General features: G+C 42.5%; 15 protein-coding genes. 9 read left to right on the forward strand and 6 right to left on the reverse strand.

What is annotated here, in order from left to right:
• Window positions 1-217: 217 nt before the first annotated feature.
• Window positions 218-2,296 (reverse strand): EAL domain-containing protein, encoded by a 2,079-nt coding sequence (locus KVY11_RS08840; protein WP_218288702.1) that lies wholly within the window; start codon window positions 2,294-2,296, stop codon window positions 218-220.
• Window positions 2,297-2,561: 265 nt separating this feature from the next.
• On the reverse strand, window positions 2,562-4,757 hold the full coding sequence (locus KVY11_RS08845) for a carboxy terminal-processing peptidase (protein WP_218288703.1): 2,196 nt from the start codon (window positions 4,755-4,757) through the stop codon (window positions 2,562-2,564).
• Window positions 4,758-4,998: 241 nt separating this feature from the next.
• On the opposite strand from KVY11_RS08845, the gene nagZ reads away from it, so the two are divergent.
• Window positions 4,999-6,015: a beta-N-acetylhexosaminidase gene (gene nagZ / locus KVY11_RS08850; RefSeq protein ID WP_010325905.1), complete on the forward strand. Its 1,017-nt coding sequence runs from the start codon at window positions 4,999-5,001 to the stop codon at window positions 6,013-6,015.
• 158 nt (window positions 6,016-6,173) lie between these two features.
• Window positions 6,174-7,049, forward strand: coding sequence for a class I SAM-dependent methyltransferase (locus KVY11_RS08855; protein WP_218288704.1), 876 nt, complete (start codon window positions 6,174-6,176; stop codon window positions 7,047-7,049).
• Window positions 7,050-7,107: 58 nt separating this feature from the next.
• Here KVY11_RS08855 and KVY11_RS08860 read toward each other — a convergent pair whose 3' ends face one another.
• Complete coding sequence (locus KVY11_RS08860; RefSeq protein ID WP_218288705.1) at window positions 7,108-8,439, reverse strand: alpha/beta fold hydrolase; 1,332 nt, start codon at window positions 8,437-8,439, stop codon at window positions 7,108-7,110.
• Between the two features lie 306 nt (window positions 8,440-8,745).
• On the opposite strand from KVY11_RS08860, the gene KVY11_RS08865 reads away from it, so the two are divergent.
• The 4 genes from KVY11_RS08865 to KVY11_RS08880 all read left to right on the forward strand — a co-directional run bounded on the left by KVY11_RS08865 (window position 8,746) and on the right by KVY11_RS08880 (window position 15,731).
• Entirely contained in the window at window positions 8,746-10,011 is a 1,266-nt protein-coding gene (locus KVY11_RS08865; protein ID WP_218288814.1) for a glutamate-5-semialdehyde dehydrogenase, read from the forward strand.
• 609 nt (window positions 10,012-10,620) lie between these two features.
• Window positions 10,621-11,838 carry an acetate/propionate family kinase gene (locus KVY11_RS08870; RefSeq protein WP_004979078.1) on the forward strand — a complete coding sequence of 406 codons (1,218 nt, stop codon included), beginning with the start codon at window positions 10,621-10,623 and terminating at the stop codon, window positions 11,836-11,838.
• Between the two features lie 55 nt (window positions 11,839-11,893).
• Window positions 11,894-14,035: a phosphate acetyltransferase gene (gene pta, locus KVY11_RS08875; RefSeq protein ID WP_218288706.1), complete on the forward strand. Its 2,142-nt coding sequence runs from the start codon at window positions 11,894-11,896 to the stop codon at window positions 14,033-14,035.
• A gap of 685 nt (window positions 14,036-14,720) precedes the next feature.
• Entirely contained in the window at window positions 14,721-15,731 is a 1,011-nt protein-coding gene (locus tag KVY11_RS08880) for a hypothetical protein (RefSeq protein ID WP_218288707.1), read from the forward strand.
• 55 nt (window positions 15,732-15,786) lie between these two features.
• Here KVY11_RS08880 and KVY11_RS08885 read toward each other — a convergent pair whose 3' ends face one another.
• Together KVY11_RS08885 and KVY11_RS08890 are read right to left on the reverse strand one after the other, a co-directional pair.
• A complete protein-coding gene (locus KVY11_RS08885; protein WP_218288708.1) occupies window positions 15,787-16,296 on the reverse strand; it encodes a DinB family protein in 510 nt (169 codons plus the stop codon).
• Window positions 16,297-16,405: 109 nt separating this feature from the next.
• Window positions 16,406-17,311, reverse strand: a complete 906-nt coding sequence (locus KVY11_RS08890; protein WP_218288709.1) for a DMT family transporter — start codon at window positions 17,309-17,311, stop codon at window positions 16,406-16,408.
• 179 nt (window positions 17,312-17,490) lie between these two features.
• On the opposite strand from KVY11_RS08890, the gene KVY11_RS08895 reads away from it, so the two are divergent.
• From KVY11_RS08895 to KVY11_RS08905, 3 genes are all read left to right on the forward strand, one after another.
• On the forward strand, window positions 17,491-18,351 hold the full coding sequence (locus tag KVY11_RS08895) for an AraC family transcriptional regulator (RefSeq protein ID WP_218288815.1): 861 nt from the start codon (window positions 17,491-17,493) through the stop codon (window positions 18,349-18,351).
• 590 nt (window positions 18,352-18,941) lie between these two features.
• Window positions 18,942-20,468 carry a fumarate hydratase gene (locus KVY11_RS08900; protein ID WP_004692421.1) on the forward strand — a complete coding sequence of 509 codons (1,527 nt, stop codon included), beginning with the start codon at window positions 18,942-18,944 and terminating at the stop codon, window positions 20,466-20,468.
• 104 nt (window positions 20,469-20,572) lie between these two features.
• Window positions 20,573-21,121: a DUF2059 domain-containing protein gene (locus KVY11_RS08905; protein WP_218288710.1), complete on the forward strand. Its 549-nt coding sequence runs from the start codon at window positions 20,573-20,575 to the stop codon at window positions 21,119-21,121.
• A gap of 5 nt (window positions 21,122-21,126) precedes the next feature.
• Here the strand turns inward: KVY11_RS08905 and KVY11_RS08910 are convergent, their stop codons facing one another.
• On the reverse strand, window positions 21,127-21,843 hold the full coding sequence (locus KVY11_RS08910) for a DUF2846 domain-containing protein (protein WP_218288711.1): 717 nt from the start codon (window positions 21,841-21,843) through the stop codon (window positions 21,127-21,129).
• Window positions 21,844-21,869: the final 26 nt, after the last annotated feature.

Raw genomic sequence — 21,869 nt, forward strand, 5'->3', positions numbered from 1 at the left:
ATTGTTCCCAATGTTTTGAACTGATTGAATTGATTTTATTGAACAATTTGGTATACGGGACAGCAGGACACTAAAACCAATAGGTTCTAAAGAATACATAAAAAGCCGATATCTCTAGATAGAGGCTTTGCGAACACTGCTTATTTTTTATTAGACTCTCAACTGAAGTACGTCACCATAAAAGCGACCAGCCATCGGTACAAATTGTAGATATCGCTTAATTGAAATAAGTTGACGATGTGTACTCAAACTCTTCCAAGCGCTTAACATCCATAGGCATACCCAACAAATAGCCTTGTAATTGCTGACAGCCTAACCGTGATAAAATTTCCATTTGCAGAGGACTTTCTACACCTTCTGCTGTCACGACCAAACCCAAGCGAATCGCCAGATGAACAATACTTTCTAAGATCATTTCATCTTTTGAGCCAACGGTCAGCTCATGAATAAAACCGCGATCAATCTTCAACTCATCTACAGGAAGATTTTTTAAATATAAAAAGCTGGAATGGCCTGTCCCAAAGTCATCAATTGCCAAACGAATCCCCATTTCACGTAACCGCTGTAAGGTACGAATGCTGCCTTCGATATGGTGCATGGCCGTACTTTCAGTGATTTCAATAATTAAATGATTTGGGTTTACTTTGTATTTATCAAAAAGATGCTCAAGATTATTAAATAAATGCTTATGCTCAAACTGCACCGCCGATAAATTCACAGCAATTGGATACAGTTCAATTTTCTCTCGTTCCCAGATTTGTAGTTGCTTACACGCTTGCTCCAAAGCCCAATACCCCATTTGGATGATCAGCCCCGTTTTCTCCGCGCCTTTAATAAACATATTGGGGGTCAGCAAACCTAAAGTCGGATGCTTCCAGCGAATCAGCGCCTCGACTCCACAAATCCGCTGATCTTGGATGGTGAATTTAGGCTGGTAATACAAAACAAACTGTTGTTCTTCTACGGCTTTATATAAGTCATTGATTAGCTTAGTTTGGCTTTTCGCTTCTTGTTGGTCAAAACTGTAGTTAAAAATAGAATAGGTATTTCTTCCCTGATATTTTGAGGTCAGCATCGCTGCATCGGCATTAATCAGTAAATCCTGCAAATTACTACCATGTTCAGGATACATCGCAATACCAATACTCGCAGACACATTAATTTCTTTACCCGCAATCAAAAAGCTATCTTGAATCAACTCCAGCACGTGCTCCGCCATTTGGCACGCTTGCTCAGGAGTGGCCTGCTCCAACACCATCAGAAACTCGTCCCCACCAATTCTGAGAATTTTTTCATTTTTGCTTAAGTGGCGATGAATCCGAGTGGTCAGTTGAACCAATAACTGATCCCCAACATGATGCCCAAAAACATCATTCACGGCTTTAAAGCGGTCTAAATCGATATATAAAAAGGCGATGCTTTGATTGCGGAAGCGCTGATCTGTAAACAAAAAATGGGCGTATTCCGCCAAATACAATCGATTGGGCAGCTTGGTTAAATTGTCCTGTACAGCCTGATTTGCCAACTCTTTATTGGCTAGAGAAAGTTGAATATTGCGCTCTTCTAAGCGCTGCTCCAGTACCGCAACAACAAATGCTGCCACCAAAATCAAACAGGTAATAAAGATAACAACAAATAAAACAATGCTTTGCCCTGCTTCAAGGGTCATGACCAGCTTGTCACTATGGGTTGGATAGAACGAGACTGCAAGCATGCCGGTATAATGCATACTCACGATGGTCAAGGCCATCATCCCTGCAACATACCATTGGTACAACAGTTTCTTGCTGACCGCACTTTTATATTTAAAGATCAGCCAAAAGGTTAAACCCGAGCCACTGATGGCAAGTAAAATAGAGAAAACTGTCAGTAAAGGGTCGTAGACACTCTGATAGCCCTCAATGATCAGCCCCATCATGCCAGTATAATGCATGCCTGAAATACCAAGCCCCATCAGAATAGAGCCTAAGACCAATCTTAAAAAAGGTAAGGTCTGACGCGTGGTCAACCAAATTGAAAAAACAGATGCAATAAAAGCAATAAAAAAAGAAAGAATCGTCAGTGCAGGGTCAAAATAACTATGCGTCGGCAAATCACAAGCCAACATGCCCACAAAATGCATGGCCCAAATGGCACAGCCTAAGAAAAAACTACTGAGTAAAATTAACCCTGTTTGAAATTTTTTACGCCAAGCACGAAATAATAAGCGTTCGGTCGACACTGCAAAAAAACACGCCAACAATGCCACAACAATTGAACCTAATACCAAACTAAAATCGTAATGCACATGCATCATATAAAGTGTCCGTATTAATTGCTCTTTTTCTTCATTTATATATCCTTTTTATCAAAGGCGAAAAGCATTGCTACCCGATTAAGAATCTTATACAAACAGGTTCAGGTCAAGAAAAAAACATAGAAATCTTATTAGAATTTATAGATTTATTTTACCTTGAAGATCGGTTTGGTAACCAGCCAAACCTGCATTTGTGTTTCAAATCACAATTTAAATAAAAAGCCAGTCGAAACTGGCTTTTTAATACATTGCGTCTGAGATTAAACTATTTTGCAGTGCCTTTTTGCAACTTGGCATAATCTAATAAGACATTTGCAGATTCAGTCACAAAAGCTTCCTCTTCAGGCAATGCAGGACGCTGATTCGCTTTCATTTTAGCGCGTGCTTCAACCAAAGCTTCCATAGAAGCTTGATAGCTTTCCCAGTTTGCATAAGGCTTTTGTCCTGCAATCTGACGGCGCTTATTTTCCGAATCTAAAGTCTGCTTTTCCAGTGCCAACAATTCAGCTTTACGTTGATCAATATCTAAAACCACACGTTTTTGATCTTCGGTCTTTTTCGAGATGTCTTTACGCTGTTCAAGATAGTTAAACTGCGGGTCGACTCTAACACGTGCTTGCGACAGCTCACCTAAACGTTTTACATACGGTGCAATACTGCCTTCACGTTTAAATGGTGCGGTTGGAATAGTGTCCCACTCAAGCGCATTTTTCGCTTTACGCTCACCAAACTCTTCATTGTAAATGTCTACCAATTTCACGTCTGGAATTACGCCTTTGTTTTGCGTACTGCCACCCGTTACACGGTAAAACTTACGTTGCGTTAGTGTCGCTTGACCATGCGCCAAGTTATCGAGCTGAACTTGTGCCGTTCCTTTACCTGTGGTGGTGCTACCAATCACAATGCCACGTTCATAGTCTTGAATCGCAGCAGAATAAATTTCACTTGCAGACGCAGATGCTAAATTCACCATCACTGCCAGCGGACCCGCATAGGTTTGCGCACCATTGTCATCGTCTTCGAAAACGCTCACATTGCCGTTACCATCTCGAATTTGCACCACAGGACCTGACTTAATCACCTGTCCAAGCATACGCGCCACTTCTTCAAGTGATCCCCCTGGGTTATTACGTAAGTCGATAATAATCCCTGATACATTCTTGGCCGCTAAAGTTTTCAGCGCATTGTTGGTATCTTCAGATACAGAACGATATTCTGTGCCCGCACGACGTGCACGATAGTTCAAATAGAAAGACGGAATTTCAATCACACCAAAGGTGTATTGTTGTCCATCACGCGTTACATTCACGGTACGTGAACGTACTCCTGCATCTTCTTCTTGAATGACGTCACGGGTAATGGTCACATTACGCGCTTGGCTCATCGACGCACCCGAGCCGAGTAACCGTATGGTGACTTTGGTACCACGTTTACCACGGATTAAGCCCACAATTTCATTGCTCGGCCAACCGATGACATCCACCATTTTTTCGCCATCTTGTGCCACACCAATGATGCGGTCACCCGACTTCACCTGTCCAGACTTGCTTGCAGGACCACCTTCCACAATGGTTTCGATTTTGGTGTAGTCTTCATTGCCCCGTTCAGGTCGAATTGACACCCCAATCCCTTCAAGTTGCAAAGTCGTCTGACGGTTCAATTCCATTGCATCGACAGGCGGGAAATAGTTACTGTGTGGATCATATGTAAGCGTCATTGCATTGAGTGTTTTGTCTAACACATCATCGCTTTTCACCCGTGAAATACGTTCTAATTGGCGCGTATAACGCTTGGTTAAAGTCTGTACTGGAGTTAAATCTTCCGAGCTAGTGAGGTCTTGTCCATTGGCCAATTCGGGGTTGGCTTTAAGCGCTTTTTGCTTCGCCAACTCTTCTTCTTTGCTGATGGTCAAATTAATCAGCTGCGAAACCAACATTTTGTTCCAATGCTGACGCTGCGCAGCTTCATTGGCAAAATACGGTGCCTTTTCACGATCCGTTTCGATATAAACGTTGGCTTGTTTTAAATTCTGCGGCTTTTTCAGCTCATCCAGCATATACGTATAAAACTGGGTCAAACGATCACGATACTGTGCATGAATCGCATACGGTCCACTTAAGTCACCTGCTTTTAAAGCAGCACCTAAGTTTGAGCCATATTTACGCTTATAACTCTCTACTTCAGAGGCAAGAAACAGCGAATGGTCTGGATCTAAACTGTCCAGATAGAAATCGAGAATACGCGCCGATGTTTTCGCATCTAAACGTTGATTGAGATAATGTTGACGGTCAACCAAGGTCGCCAGTTGACGAGACACCAAAGCCTGCTCCTGCGACGGAACAATAGCTTGTTTGGTTACAGCGGTAGTTTCAGTCGCTGCAATGGCTTCATTAATGGCATGGGTGAAAAAGAATCCACCCGTTGCAATTGCAACCGCACAAGCAATGGTTTGAAGTTTCATAAATAATTCTTAGTTCCTTGGTTTTTGACCAAAATTACAATGTCATTTTTCGACATGAATTGAGAATATTCAAAATCTTAAACAACTTAATCTGTTTATGTCGTGTAGTTTTATCATAATCTGTGCTGACAAAATGTAGCAAATCATTGCAAAATTCGGGTATTGTTTTCGACGACCTGTTTCGCTCTCATTTCAGAGCCAAAACAGTCACTGACCAAAAAATCAAATACGGACACCCAATATGATTGGCGCATTGATGCTCGACATCGCAGGCACAGAACTTACTCAAGAAGATATTGCACTATTACAAGCACCGCAAGTCGGTGGCATGATTTTATTTGGACGAAATATTGAGTCTCCTGCACAAGTTCGCGCCCTCACCGACCACATGCGCCGAATTCGTCCTGATATTTTGATTGCTGTCGATCAAGAAGGCGGACGCGTTCAACGCTTAAAACAGGGCTTTAGCTTACTTCCAGCAATGGGTAAGTTTGGCGAGCTATTCTTAAGCGAACCTGAAAAAGCCTTAAGCTTGGCAGAACAATCTGGCTGGTTGATGGCGACAGAAGTTCTTGCCGTCGGTATCGACTTTAGCTTTGCCCCTGTGCTCGATCTCAATGACATCAGTGATGTGATTGGTGACCGCGGCTTTGCCAAAAATATTCAAGACATCGTACCGCTGGCCAGTGCATTCCTAAAAGGGATGAAAGCCGCAGGCATGGCATCGACAGGCAAACATTTTCCTGGCCATGGTTCAGTCCAAGCAGACTCACATGTCGCAGCAGCCATCGACTCACGCACGTATGATGAAATCTATGCCAAAGATATGCAGACTTTTATCAAACTGATGCCGCAGTTAGATGCGCTCATGCCTGCGCATGTGATTTATAACCAAGTCGATCCAAACCCAGCAGGTTTTTCACCGTATTGGATTCAAACCGTTCTACGTCAGCAACTGGGCTTTGATGGTGTCTTATTCTCAGATGATTTAAGCATGCAAGCCGCATGTGTTGCAGGCGGTGCAGATGCACGCATTCAAGCCGCACTCCATGCAGGCTGTGACATGGGGTTGGTGTGTAATGACCGAGCAGCCGCATGTGTGGCTTTGGAAGGGATTAGCCAACTGGCGCTGCCAAACCAAGCTCGCTTAGAACGCATGCGTGGTCAGATTCCAAACGTCAACGTCCAATCGACGCTGCATTTAGGTGAAGATTGGGCCAAAGTACGCGACCAAGTGGAACTGTTTAGATTAAGTTAAGCACTTCATCTTTGACCATTTCAACCGCGACATTTCGGACAAAGGGACATCACAAGATGTCCTTTTTTCATTATGATAAACTCAAAATAAATCAACAGGCTTGCTCTGCATTGCCCAAACAACAACGCTAAAACAACAAAATATCGGGTACGGATACCATGACAGATGTTTTATCGGCTCATCGCCATATCTCTTTTACTGCACACTATACAGGCTATATTTGGTATAGCATGGGCATCTCTCATCCTGTATTTGCCACCCGCAAAGGGAAGTTGCTGGCCAAACTTGTACATCCACTCGAAAGTTGGGCTGAGAAACACGTCGGTGGCAGCATGCGTACCACCTTAAAACAGCGTCATCAAATGATTGATGATCACCTCAGCGCACTGATCCAACAGTACCCAAATTTACAAGTTTTAGAAATTGCCAGTGGCCTATCCCCACGCGGCTGGAGCTTTCGCCAACAGTATCCTGAGATTGACTATCGTGAACTCGACTTACCTGACATGGCGAAAATCAAAACTCAGGCCTTAAAACAGATCGATCAGACCAGCCCAGCGGTTCTCTCCGCCGACTTATTTAGCGCGGATTTTGCCCGTGCCTTTGAGGTGTTTGACCCAAACCGCCCTTTGGTGGTGGTGAGTGAAGGTCTGATCAACTACTTTAGCAAAGACATGCTCGCTCAACTGCTACAAGGCATTGTCCAATACGGACAGCAGTTTGATCAGTTATATTATCTGACCGACCTCTACCCTGAACCTGTGAAAAATAAACTGGCTAATTTTATCTGGAGCAGTAGCAAGCTTTTAAAATGGATGTCCCGTAGCGCCTTTGGCTTTCACTTTGTCAGTCCGCCTGAAGCGGCTCAATTTTTCAAACAAGTAGGCTTCAACACTGTTACCGTTCACCAACCCACTTTAGCTTTCAATAGCACTCAGTCCGACACTTCAAACTTAGATCAGCAGGACCACTTAGGCGACTTGGTCTGGTTGATACATAGCCAATGGCAAAAGCCCAATCAACCCGAGCAATAAACTTAGTCCCCATAAAAAAACAGCGATGAAACGCTGTTTTTTTATTTTTGAATTTCACTTAACTTACGGCTTCGAGCAACGTCTGTTCTTGTTTCTGATGCCCCACAAAGCGAAGCAGTCGCTCCGCGAGTTCAAAACTGCCATGTTTAAATAAGGCACGAATATACGGCCCATCTTCCGCAAAAATTAAACATTCAATCTGAAACTCGCCTTCTTCATCACTCAAGTGTAAAGCCAAATCACGTGGATATTCAGCCGCGACAGCAACCAAGTCTGACTCAAAGCGTAAAAGTACCCCAAAGTAGTTCAAATCCACCACTTCTGTCGCAATCACCAAATCCGAATGACGATAACTTAAGAAGGTTTCAGGGTGTTGAATCTGAACCCGCTCTTCACCGCGGCGCTCCATATCCAGCATTTGTGCCCGACTAAAGGGGATAATCCCGTCTAAGTGCTGAATGGATTCATCCTTCAAAAACGTCGCAAACAGGTGCATGGTTTCTTTACGACGTTGTAGCTGTGGCACATGGTCTGCATTGGCAATTTGCGCATACTCCATGTCAGGACATTGCAATGCAAAGTTAGCATTTTCATGTGGCAAGGTAAAACTGTCATATTGGCCACAGGCCACCAAGACTTTACACTGTGGAATCGGCACATCGGTGAGGCGAAGCAAACGATTACAGTTGATTTCATAGCGCTCTTGTTCTGTTGCGGTAAACTCCGCCATCTGTCTGAAGAACAAACGCTTGGCTGTGGGTGACATTTTGGTTTTATCCATTTTGGCATGATTGACCAAATACAAAATCACGGCCTGACCAAACTCATCCATGCGTTGTTCACGCATTAAGTGTAACGACTCTTCTAGCAACATCCGCCAGCTTTTGCGGGTCTTTTGCATCACACCCATTAAAATCATACGGTCAATGAGCTCCGGTCGTTGATCGGCCAGACAAGACGCCACCACTGAGCCCAGTGACATGCCCATCACTGAAACTTTGTCTAATCCTTCAATATCTAACCAAACGCCGAGCATTTTCGCGAGATCACCCAGTTCTAACGTGCCCGCAGACAAACCTGTATCGATATTACGAATTTGTTGATTGGCACCCATTGAAGGCAGATCAATCAGGATAATCGGACCGGCATCGAGCAGTTGCTCAACGCAATATTTGTAGGAATTAAAGTTTTGAAATGCCCCACCGATAATCACGATAGGCGTACGATGGAATGAATCTGGCCGAGCAATCGCCATGTATTCGACTTTCCAACCCTCAATCCATGTGGTTCGTGCAGGTTCTTTAAAGCTGTTACGATGGTAAACATCAAAAAAACCTAAGCGTAAATTCGCGTCATCCAGCTCGGCATCCCTTTGAATCATAGAATTCATGTTCCTTCCCTCTACTCTTGCCTGTACTTTTTGTTTTGCAAGAAATGCACGATCACGCCTGTCAACGACAACAGGGTGTTCAGTGTTGTAATAATTATGCAAGGACTTCATGTCCTAAAATTCATTCTATACAGAGCACTGTTTTACACGCAACAGATTGTGTAACCGCTCATCATGTTTTAGATAAAAAACAATTTCAAAATATGTATAAGTCCGCCTATACACTGGATTTTTCATGTAGAGACTATGCGGTCGAGTGTTAGGCTGTTACTATCTTCTGTGAAATTTCTAAGTGATCAAACCGCTATGCAAGAGTCGATTGAACAATATATGCAAACGGTAGGACAGCAAGCACGTCAAGCTTCTCGTATTTTGGCGCGTGCTTCTACCGAAACTAAAAACAATGCGTTGTCAGCTATTTATACTGCTTTAGTCAACAGTGAGCCCACTATTTTAGCGGCAAACCAAGCAGATATGAACAAAGCGCACAGCAACAACTTAGACAGTGCTTTACTTGATCGCTTAGAACTGTCTCCCGCACGCTTTAAAGGCATGTTGCAAGGCTTAAAAGATGTGATTGGCCTCAAAGATCCTGTCGGTGAAATCACCGATATGGCCTATCGTCCGTCAGGAATCCAGCTTGGTAAGATGCGCGTTCCTTTAGGCGTGGTTGGCATGATTTACGAGTCTCGCCCAAATGTGACCTTAGAAGCCGCGTCTTTAGCACTTAAATCTGGCAATGCCATTATTTTACGTGGTGGTTCTGAAGCCCTCGAATCAAATAAAGCCATTGCTGAAGCCATTCAACGCGGTTTAAAACTGGCGGGTTTACCTGAACATGCAGTTCAAGTGATTAACACCGCAGACCGCGCAGCCGTGGGGCAACTGATTACACTCACTGAATTTGTCGATGTAATTGTTCCACGTGGAGGCAAAGGCCTGATTGAACGTATCAGCAATGAAGCCCGTGTCCCTGTGATTAAACACTTGGACGGGAACTGTCACGTTTATGTTGAAGCACAGGCTGACCTACAAAAAGCCCTACCGATTGCGCTCAATGCAAAAACTCACCGTTACGGCGTGTGTAATGCAATGGAAACTTTGCTGGTCGATGAAAAAGTCGCAGATGAGTTTTTACCGCGTGTCGCTGAGCTCTACACTGAAAAACAAGTAGAATTGCGTGGCTGTGCTCAAACTCAGCGCATTTTAGGTACGGCAGTCAAAACGGCGACCGAAGAAGATTGGTACACGGAATATCTTGGTCCAATTTTGGCAGTGAAGGTGGTGTCTGGTATGGAAGAAGCGATTGAGCATATCAATAAATACGGCTCACACCATACCGATTCGATCATTACAGAAAACTACTCTCTAGCTCGTGAGTTCTTGGCCGCTGTGGATTCGAGTTCGGTCATGATCAATGCGTCAACCCGTTTTGCCGATGGTTTTGAATATGGCTTAGGTGCAGAAATTGGCATCTCAACGGATAAAATCCATGCCCGTGGCCCAGTCGGCTTAGAAGGCCTGACTTCACAAAAATGGATCGTGTTTGGTGATGGTCAAATTCGCCAATAACTCATCCGACACATTTTAAATATCTATGTTCAGCTCTTTCCAAAGGGCTGAACATTTTTTATATCTGAACGCCCTCTGCAAGCACTCTCAAAACAAAAGCATGATCATCATAAGATGCACGCGTATTTTACTGATCCCCTATCGGCTGTTGTTTTGACTTTACATCCCTTTTTTTACATAAAGGCGTTTGCCAACCTAATCAGTGCCATTTCAACTCGAATGCTTAAAATTTAGAGGAAATCATGCTTTTTTGATGATCACGTTGATTGCGTATGTGATTGTGCGTGTATCTAAAATGACATATCAAAAATAAACAGGAACGCCACAATATATTCAGCTCTTTTCAGCAGATAGCATGTTATTTTTATAGCGTTGAAGCTGATGAATAATTCAGCATCATTTCATGAATAAATGAAAATCATGAACCGATAAATTTTAATTATTATTCATGAGACGGTCGATAGTGCTTAAGTCTAATCACCTAAAGTCTATCTTGGACTAAAAATATACACATGATACAACATAAAAAATGATCAAGATTGCATAAGAACGTACTGCATGAAGATCAGTTCTAGGACGGATAATTCAATTAGAATCAGGTATTAAAACGTGTCTACATCAGTATTAGTAATTAACTGCGGATCTTCATCAATCAAATATGCGCTCGTTTCTGAACGTCGTGAAGATCGTATTTTCGGTTTAGCTGAGAACTTAGGTTCTGCTGACGCTCGTATCAAAGGCATTACAGCGGGTGGTCAACCCCTTGAATTGTCTATTCCACATGCCGATCATGAAAAAGCATTGGAAACCATCTTAGAACGTCTTTCACATTATAACCCTCAAGCCATTGGTCACCGCGTAGTACACGGCGGTACATTGACCAAAGCTGAACTTTTAACAGAAGAAATTGTCGAACGCATTCGTGCAGCAACACCACTTGCACCATTACACAACCCTGCGCACTTGGTTGGGATTGACGCTACTATGCGTTTATTCCCAGAGCTACCACAAGTGGCTGTATTTGATACAGCATTCCACCAGACTATGCCTGCACATGCTTACCGCTACGCTGTGCCAAAATTTTTATACACTGAGCATAATGTCCGTCGCTATGGCTTCCATGGTACGAGCCATGCTTATGTGTCTGAACGCGGTTCAGAACTGGCAGGTAGCTTTAAACAAGGGGGCTGGTTAACTGCGCACTTGGGTAATGGTAGCTCTACTTGTGCAATTTGGAATGGGCAGAGTGTCGATACCTCAATGGGTTTAACTCCACTTGAAGGTGTCGTAATGGGCACACGCAGTGGTGATGTCGATCCAAGCTTACATAGTTTCCTTGCCAACAACCTAGGCTGGGACATTTATAAAATTGATAAAATGTTGAATAGCCAATCGGGCTTACTCGGCCTGTCTGATCTATCAAATGACATGCGTACTTTGATTGAAGCCTCTGAACAAGGCAATGAAGATGCGACTTTAGCCATTGAAGTGTTCTGCTATCGCCTCGCAAAATCATTGGCCGCACTGAGCTGTGGTCTACCACGTCTTGATGGCTTATTCTTCACGGGTGGTATTGGTGAGAACTCCGCATATATTCGTGAAAAAACAGTCGCTTTCCTGCCACACTTTGGTTTTAACTTGAGTAAAGAAGCCAATGACAGTTTAAAACGCGGTACCGAAGGTCGTATTGATACAGGTACAGGTCCACAAATTTGGGTTGTGCCGACCGATGAAGAAGGCCGTATTGCCAAAGAAACTGCATCCGTGGCCGATGAGGTGATTCAAACTGCTGCAAAAAAGTCTGAAGACAATGTAGCGATCGCTTAAGCGGTCGTTACATTCCCTCAAGTCTGTTTTAAATTCTTGTATGACGAATAAATATATGAAAACGATTTTACTTGTGCCCACTGGGGAAGGCGTCGGCTTAACATCCGCTTGTCTGGGTTTGGTTTATGCGCTGGAATGCCAAGGTGTTAAGGCTGGATTTTTAAAACCTTTTTCTCAAGAACTGACTACAGGTGCAGACCGTACCACAGCGCTCTATCACCATGTTTCGAAAAATGAAACCGTTGAACCAATTAGCTATCACACCATTTTGCAACAACTCAGTGCAGGTGAAAATGATGAGCTACTTGAAGATGCGGTTCGTTTGCACCGCGCTATTGCGCGTAAGCATGACCTGATTATTGTTGAAGGCTTAGTCCCGAATAGCCGAGATTCTTTTGCCTCTGAGCTAAATGCACAACTTGCGCAAGCACTCGATGCCAAAGTTATTATTGTCAGTAATGCAGACATTAATAAACCCAGCGCGACGGCTGAAAAAGTCGATAGCCAACTACGCTACTTTGGCGGTGCCAGTTCAGAGCGAACTGCGGGCGTGTTATTGATGCGTACCAAGGGGTTGCCAGATGACTCAGCACATATTCCAGTGACGATTGACCCAAGTCTGCGTTTAATCAGCGATACCAATAAATTTATTATTGAACTTCAAAAATCCCATCCAAAGCTCGGATCAGACAAACTCCCTGTAATCGGCTTGGTTCCGTTTAGCAACACGCTCAGCGTACCGCGTATGTCAGACTTGGCTTCACACATTCAAGCGGAATGGATCAATCAAGGCGACGCGACCCAACGTCGTGTGTTGCATAGCAGTTTGATTGCATCAAACATTGAGCATGAACTACATAAGTTTGTCGCAGGCGAACTGATCATTAGTGCATCAGATCGTATCGATGTACTTTTGGCATCTAGCTTAGCTAGCAGTAATGGCATTCCACTGGCAGGTTTGGTACTGACTGAACACCATACGCCAAACGAGCAAGTACTTGCGTTTTGCCAAGCAGCGATTAAGCAAGGCTTACCAATTTTACATACACCGCTCAGCACGTTCGACACGGCGCAGAGCTTAGCCAATCTTAGCAATGAAATTCCGATCGATGATACTGAACGCGCAGAACAAGTCACTCGTTTTGTGTCGAGCCATATCAATGAAGAATGGCTAAAGGTAATGTTGAATGGCTCGTACCAACCTCGTCTCTCGCCTTCAGCCTTCCGCCATGAATTGGTCCAAAAGTCGATTGCTGCGAAGAAACGCATTGTCCTCCCTGAAGGTGATGAACCACGTACAGTTCAAGCTGCGGCCATTTGCCAATCTCGTGGCATTGCACATTGTATCTTATTGGCAAAACCTGAAGCTGTCGTAGAAGTGGCAAAAGCACGTGGTATTGAGCTTCCACATGACTTAGAAATTATCGACCCCGATTTGATTCGTGAAAACTATGTCGAAAAAATGGTGGAACTACGTAGAGGCAAACTGAACGAACTACAAGCACGTGAACAGCTACAAGACACCGTCGTTCTGGGCACCATGATGTTGGCACTCGATCAAGTCGACGGTTTGGTTTCAGGTGCAATACACACCACAGCCAATACTGTACGCCCAGCATTCCAACTGATTAAAACAGCACCTGAGTACTCACTGGTCTCTTCCGTGTTCTTTATGCTGTTACCCGATGAGGTCTATGTCTATGGCGACTGTGCAATTAACCCAGACCCAAATGCCGAAGAGCTCGCTGAAATCGCGATTCAATCGGCTGACTCAGCGAAGGCCTTTGGTTTAGACCCGCGTATTGCGATGATTTCATACTCAACGGGTACCTCTGGTGCTGGAGCTGAAGTTGAAAAAGTTGCTGAGGCAACACGTATAGCGAAAGAACGCCGTCCTGATCTGTTGATTGATGGGCCGCTTCAGTACGATGCAGCATCGGTTGAAAGTGTCGGACGCTCGAAAGCACCTGATTCTAAAGTTGCAGGTCGTGCCAATGTGTTTATTTTCCCTGACCTAAACACAGGAAACACGACTTATAAGGCCGTACAACGCTCTGCTAATGTGGTAAGCGTCGGCCCAATGTTGCAAGGTTTGAACAAACCTGTAAATGACTTGTCTCGTGGTGCTTTGGTCGATGATATTGTGTTTACAATTGCACTCACTGCAATTCAAGCTGAACAACAAGCAACAGTTTAAAGTAACTTGATGTGATCCAAACCATCCAACGGAAAAGTTGGGTGGTTTTTGTTTTTAAAAGAGCTATGTTCAACGAAATAAATGTTTAGAAGAAGCCACACACCTTCAAAATTATTTAATAATTTATCAATATATTAGGTTGAAAACCTACTTCTTTACTTAAAATAATAATCCAATCAAAAAGAAGAGTACTCCCAAAATTGGAATGTAAATCCAATTTTTTCTTATCCATTGATTGATCTTAAAATCAATAATCCACCCACGGTCACCTTTCCTCATCATCTCTTGATACTGCTCATTTGATTTTTTTTGATAAAGGAAATAGATTTGCTGTGTAAATTGGAAGTAATAATCCACCAAATATCAATAAACAACCAACTATTGAAAGAAATGAAAGCTCCATTATTTTCTTCTCTTGAACTATTTTAAAGTGTAATTTTGCGATTGCTACTGTAATCAGCACACGATGTGAAACCATTTTTCACTAAATACAAATTTGTCACTCTCCAGCATATACAATTGAACTGAGTGTAGTACCACCTAATCGTATAGCCTCTCAAACATTCGACTAATGTATATTTACAAGCATAGCCCAAACACAGATAAAACAGTAAGACTTTACTTTTCAGATACTTAAACAATATACTCAAGAGATATAATTAAATTCTAAATCATTGGTCTCATAATGAATAAAAAATGGCTTCCAATTCTAATAATGACAACATTTTCACTGACAGCATGTAATGAATCTAAACAGCACCAAACACCGTCAGACTCAACCACAGCATATACAAACTTAAGTACAGCCAATCCAGCTGACATTAAAGCGGATCTTGATGCCCTAGATCAGATTTCGAATAAAAACTCTCAAGCCATTTTGAACGCACAAGATGCACTTAAAGCGGCTCGTCAAAATAATGAAGGCGATACCATCCCCGCCCTGCTAGAACAACTGAAAACCCATTCTCTTGCGTTTAATACTGCACTAGATGCAACAAACTTCAAAAGCCAAGAAGGTGCTGCGTTACGTGAGAAATTTAAGCAAGTCCATTTACTTGGTGTCGAACTGGCACAAGAAAATACTAAAAGTCCACCACAGATGCAGCGTATAACAGCACTTGAAGCAGAAATCAGCGTCATACAACAAAGCTCTATCAGTGAAATGAGAGCCTTACAACACATGATTTACCCTCAACTGAATTCAGGTGCATTAAACAACACGCGACAACAGGTAAAATCAGATCCTGAGCTCAATGTTACGGCTCATACCCCACCCCATAGCACCTCACATCTGAGTCAAGATAATGCTGCAGACATCAAACATGACCTCATTGCACTTAGAGCCGTATCTCATACAGCCAAACAAAAGGCGCAAGATTCTTTTACGGACATGAAACATGCGATAGACAGCGGTAATAGGAATGCGCTTATGAAGGCTGTTAAACAAACCACTACGCGAATTCATGACCTGAATCAAAAATACGATACTGTGACACTCAAAAGCGCTGAAGTAACAGCAGCTCGTGAAAAGTTGAAAGAAGAAAATAATCTTCAAATTGAAATGGGTAATATTATCCTATCGGACTCACCAGATCGACAGAGGTTTGCTGAGTTGAGTAATAAACATGACAATTCCCAAAAAATGGTTGAGATTGAGATGGAAGCACTTCGGCTTAAAGCCAATACAGCATCATGATGAGGGCGTCGTATCAGCTCGATTCCATTATTTTACAAAACCAACCGCAGCTCTCTTAAACAGGCAGATTTTCTTCTATCAACATATATACCATATCAATCTCTGGGAATGGATAACCCATTGAAGTTAAAGCCGCTGTCACTTGCCCTCTGTGATGCGTTCCATGATTAAACACATGCAATAATGTAGCAGCATAGGGCAGACTCATTTCTTGTCCAGCTGATGTTTTGTACTGTAAATCATGTCCAAATTTTTCCACATCAACATGTTTTAATAAATCTATCCAGTTGTAAGCCCTGCTCTCTAACTCAAACATGAGTTTATCTTTATTCCTTTCTACGATGGTATTTAACTTCAATGTAGAAGATGGTTTCGATGAAAACCGAGGAAACCATAGATAATGCTCACCAACAAGCAAGTGATTCAACGTTCCAGAAATACTTTTGAAGAAAAGTCCGCATTGAGCATTGAAATCTTCATCAGAGACATTTTTTAAAACGCGGTTTAATTTTTGAGTAGACCACACGTTGTAACAAGCGAATAATTCAAACATTTTTAAATCCATTTATAAAGCCCTGCATGAAGTCCTCTAAAATGAGCATAATACAAAGGATGAAAAACACAAAAATCTTTCATTTCTAAGGTAGAATCACTTTCGATTTTCTTGCGCACACCTAACTTCGCTTCAACATTTGACTGAATTTCAACTTGGGCGGCTTGATAAAGAAAATTGCATTACCACATAAAATTAAAATCACCCCAATCACCGCATTCATATGCCATTGATACCCTTCCCAGATAGTCGAAATCACCAAAGCCACCAACGGAAATAACAAAGTACTATAAGCTGCCTTGCCTGCCCCAATCCGTCCAACCAAATAGAAGTAGGCGGTAAAGCCAATCACTGAACCAAAAATAGCCAAATACAATAAAGCACTCACCGCACTGAATTCCATAGCGGGGAAAAACTCGTCTTGTTTAAATCCAGCAATCAATGCCATCAAGATTGAACCATATAGCATGCCATAAGCATTGGTGGTAAAAATATCCAATCCGTTTTTCTGATGGCGCGCACTGATCATATTGCCCAGTGAAAAACCATAGGTTCCTAACACACAAAGGCCAATCCCCATCAGCGTATGATTATTTAAGGTACTCCCCACCACATCATGCCAAAACAAGGCAATAATCCCCAATCCACCCAACACAGCCGCAGGATAAAAACGGGTAGACACCTGTTGTCCAAAGAACAGTTTGGCGTTGAGGGTATTAAAAATGACCGCCATCGAAAAAATAACTGCCTCTAAACCACTGCTGATATATTGCACCGCATAATAGAAACAAACAAAGTTAAAACCAAAAATACAGCACGCTTGTAACATACAAAATAAATGATCTTTTACAGCCAGCTTTTGCAGTTTTCGGCACAAAACAATAAAAGCAAACAACACTAGAGCCGAAATAAAGAAGCGCCAAAACACGGCTACATTGGTCGATATTCCACTTTGTTGCTGCAGACTAATCGCAATCCATGTCGTTCCCCAAATCACGACCACCAAAGCATATAACAGCGCATTCATACTCTTTAACCCAAACTCAAACCACTCACGCTATTGTGCTTGGTTTAGGTTTCTCATTTCTTGCACCTTCTTGTGGTCACTATCATGAACTTGTGGTTTTTTACTGATTTTCGGATATAGATGACAAAATGAAATCAAAGTCCTACACTCATTCTTCCATTCGGCACTGCGTATAGATGATGAAATATCAGATTCTAGATCAATTACAACAACATAAAGCTCAACTCCTCGACTCGGTCGAACTGGGTTCGGGCATGCAGTTGGCCATGTGGCAAAACAACCAAGACCGTGTCAGTGTTTGTAGTAACCACCATACCCTTAGTATGTACATTCAAGGGGGATATCACAGTTACCAAAAGACAGCTCAAGGTTGGCATAATGGCGGTGGGCCAGATCATATGTGCTTGATGCCACAGGATTTTGAATCCACTTGGGATCTGCGCGACCCACTGACTTTTGTGCATCTGTACTATACTGAAAAACACCTACAACGCGTCGCCGAACAGGTCTGGGATCGTGAGCCAAGCCAAATTATTTTAAATCCACAAAGTTTCGTGACCGACCCACAGATCGCTATGATCTATCGACACTTTTTACTCAATGGGGCTTGGCAAAACAGGGAAAATCACTTGCAGATGAGTACGGCCACAACGCTTCTGCTCAACCATTTGATTAAAAATTATAGCCATACCGAATGGCAAGTCCCTGAAGTCAAAGGTGGGCTGTCCCCATATACCCTGAAACAGTTATTAGAGTGGATTGATCAGCATATTCAGCAAAGCTTGACCTTATCAGATTTGGCTGAACAAACTCAGCTCAGTGAATATCATTTTGCCCATATGTTTAAGCAATCCATGCACATGCCACCGCACCAATATGTGATGCAACGTCGACTTGAACTGGCACACCAAGCTCTACAGCAGACGACTGCTAATATGACAGACATTTCGGAACAGTATGGATTTAGCTCCAGCAGTCATTTTAGCCATCGCTTTAAAAAGCACTTCGGCTACTCTCCATCCCAAATGCGGAAAAATTAGAACCCATCGATAGGATAAAGTGAAGATTTGAAGATTTGAAGATTTGAAGATTTGAAGATTTGAAGATTTGAAGATTTGAAGATTTGAAGATTTGAAGATTTGAAGATTTGAAGATTTGAAGATTTGAAGATTTGAAGATTTGAAGAAAGCTTAAAACAAAAAAAGAAGATAAAGCTTAAGCCTGATCTTCTTTTTGACCGTACATCCAAGTCGCTGCGATATATACACAAAAACCCGCAGCCATCACTAAACCTGTCAACATGCTCGATGTCCTATTGTTTGATGAATGCATTATGCGAAAGTTTTATGACAACTTTATGACAGTGTTGTCATATTTCAATATTATTATTTTTACATTATATTCAATACCTTAAGCAATAAACCATATTCATAATCCAAATTTAGACATGAAATATTTCATTAAATTTAGATATTTTTGTCATATTTACCACCGTTTATAACCTCATTTTCTCATCAATTTTGTTCAACTATTAAACTTTCGCCCAAAGGCTTCGCAAAACATCCACAACCTCGGCATTTTGTCTTATAATTTAGCCCGCTAGCTATCAGCCCGCTCAAGAGATATTTGTATGACCACTATTATCAAGCAAGATGATTTGATCACATCGGTCAAAGACGCGCTTCAGTTCATTTCTTACTATCACCCACAAGACTTCATCCAAGCGATGAGCCGTGCATATGATCGTGAAGAGAACAAAGCTGCGAAGGATGCGATCGCACAAATCTTAATTAACTCGCGTATGTGCGCAGAGGGTCACCGCCCGATCTGTCAAGATACAGGTATCGTCAACGTATTCGTTGAAGTGGGCATGGATGTTAAATTTGATTTAACCATGAGCTTAGACGATGCAATCAACGAAGGCGTACGTCAAGGTTACTTAGAAAACTCAAACGTATTGCGTGCTTCTGTATTGGCTGACCCAGCTTTTGGTCGTAAAAATACCAAAGACAACACCCCTGCTGTGATCTACCACAAACTTGTTCCAGGCAACAAAGTGGATATTACCGTTGCGGCAAAAGGTGGCGGTTCAGAAAACAAATCTAAACTGGCTATGTTAAATCCATCTGACTCAATCGTGGATTGGGTACTAAAAACTGTTCCAACCATGGGTGCAGGCTGGTGTCCACCAGGTATGTTGGGTATTGGTATTGGTGGTACTGCTGAAAAAGCCATGATGCTTGCAAAAGAATCGCTCATGGAAGAAATCAACATGGACGAATTGCTTCGTCGTGGCCCTGAAAATAAAATCGAAGAACTTCGTATGGAAATCTTCGAAAAAGTAAACGCACTGGGTATTGGCGCGCAAGGCCTAGGCGGCTTAACCACAGTTCTAGACATTAAAATTAAAGATTACCCATGTCACGCTGCTGGCAAACCAGTGGGCATGATTCCAAACTGTGCAGCGACTCGTCACGCACACTTCCAACTTGATGGTACAGGTGTTGCACACATTCAAGCACCTAAACTTGAAGACTATCCATCAGTCACTTGGGATTCATCAACCTCTAAGCGTGTTGACCTCGACACCATTACCCAAGAAGAAATGAACGCTTGGCAACCAGGCGACACTTTGCTTCTAAACGGTACAATTTATACAGGTCGTGATGCTGCACACAAACGCATGGTAGACATGCTAAACAATGGTGAAGAGCTTCCTGTCGACTTAAAAGGTAAATTCATTTACTACGTTGGCCCTGTAGATCCAGTCGGTGATGAAGTGGTTGGTCCTGCTGGCCCAACAACAGCAACACGTATGGACAAGTTCACACGCCAAGTACTTGAAGCAACAGGTATGTTCGGCATGATCGGTAAAGCGGACCGTGGCCCTGCAGCTGTTGAAGCAATTAAAGACAACAAAGCGACTTACTTGATGGCAGTGGGCGGCGCAGCTTACCTTGTGTCTAAAGCAATTCGTGAAGCTGAAGTGGTTGCTTTTGCTGACTTAGGTATGGAAGCGATTTACAAATTTGTAGTGAAAGACATGCCTGTATCGGTAGCAGTTGATGTAAATGGCACATCTATTCACGCAACAGCACCAAAAATCTGGCAAGCGAAAATTGGTAAAATTCCAGTAGTCGATGCTGCAGCGGGCTAAAACTTAAGTTTTACTTTTTTGGATACCCTTAACATGCTAAGGTCATGTTAAGGGTATTTTTTTTACCTACTTTTATAGACTTAATCAAAAGATATAGACCAACAATGAAAAAATTAAATCACATCCTTTGCGGTATTACCTTATGTGTCCTTACCACAGCGTCTTTTGCCAAACCAGCGACCGAAGCATCGGTAGAAAAGGCGCTCAAACTAGGTGATATTAAAGGCACTTTAGCGCAGTCTCAGCAAGAAATGCGCCCCGTCTATGACCAGCAAGCCGAAGAAATTATTAAGAATATTTTTAAAACATCAACACTCAATACTGAACAGCAAAAAGCAGCCAAACAAATCGCTGAAATCACAGCATCATTTAGCAGTAAATTGATTTCAGATCCAAAATTTATGCAAATGCTTAAAAATGTCTATATGCAGACCTTTACCGAAGAGGAAGTGTTGGCCAACATTCAGTTCCTCGAAACCCCTCTAGGCCAGTCTATCAATAAAAAAAGCAGCAAAATGATGAGTGAAATCATGCGTAATAGCATCGCCATGTCTGCTGAAATGATGCAAGATCCAGCTATTCAGCTGGAAATGAATCGTCAAATTGAAAAGACCCTGACACCATTATTTGAACAAGCCAAAAAAGCACAATAGCTCACTTACCAAGTTAAAGGATTCCACAGCTTAAAGGGCTTCATCAGCTGAACATCTTCACTTGGGTCATATTTGGCAGGTTTAAGTTTTTGCGCTTTCTTTCGTAACTCACCCGTGTGTTGATCTTCCGCTACAAAGTTGTAGCTGTTGGACTTTAACTGGGTAAATGCAATTTCTTGAATCGCAATTTTTTCAGGTATGACCGCCAAAGGCCCCGAAACATCACGACGTGTGGACAAGTTCTCTTCATCATACTTGATGAAATAAGACTGCCCCGCTTCTACGGTAAAATCGATATATTTCGGCTTTTGAAAATAGTTAATGCCCAAAGGCCGACTACTGGATAAACGATAAGTCCCAGCGGGCAATTCGACCCAATAGTAATGATTGTTCAGCAGGCTTGGAATGCGTTCTTTATTGATAAATAAACTCGACGCAACAATTTCTTGTCGGTTCCATTTTGAGTCTGGACGATACAGATAAACCATCGCGGCTTGTTCATGCTGGGGTTGGACACGCTGAAAACGCTGTCCTAATTTTTGGTTGACCCATCCACCTACGCTAAACACTCCAATGCGATACTGCTCGACCATACCTGGATCGTGTTCAAAATCAATCTCATGGCTGAGCGTTGATGTTAATTCAGGTTGTTCAACTGTCGCTTTTCCGTGACAACCCAATAAAATGAAACTGCTTAAAAGCGTAATCGTCATTGCACGCATGACTATTCCTCACGACGTATTTTTAT

This window comes from Acinetobacter sp. CWB-G5 (assembly GCF_019209785.1).
Lineage (GTDB): Bacteria > Pseudomonadota > Gammaproteobacteria > Pseudomonadales > Moraxellaceae > Acinetobacter > Acinetobacter johnsonii.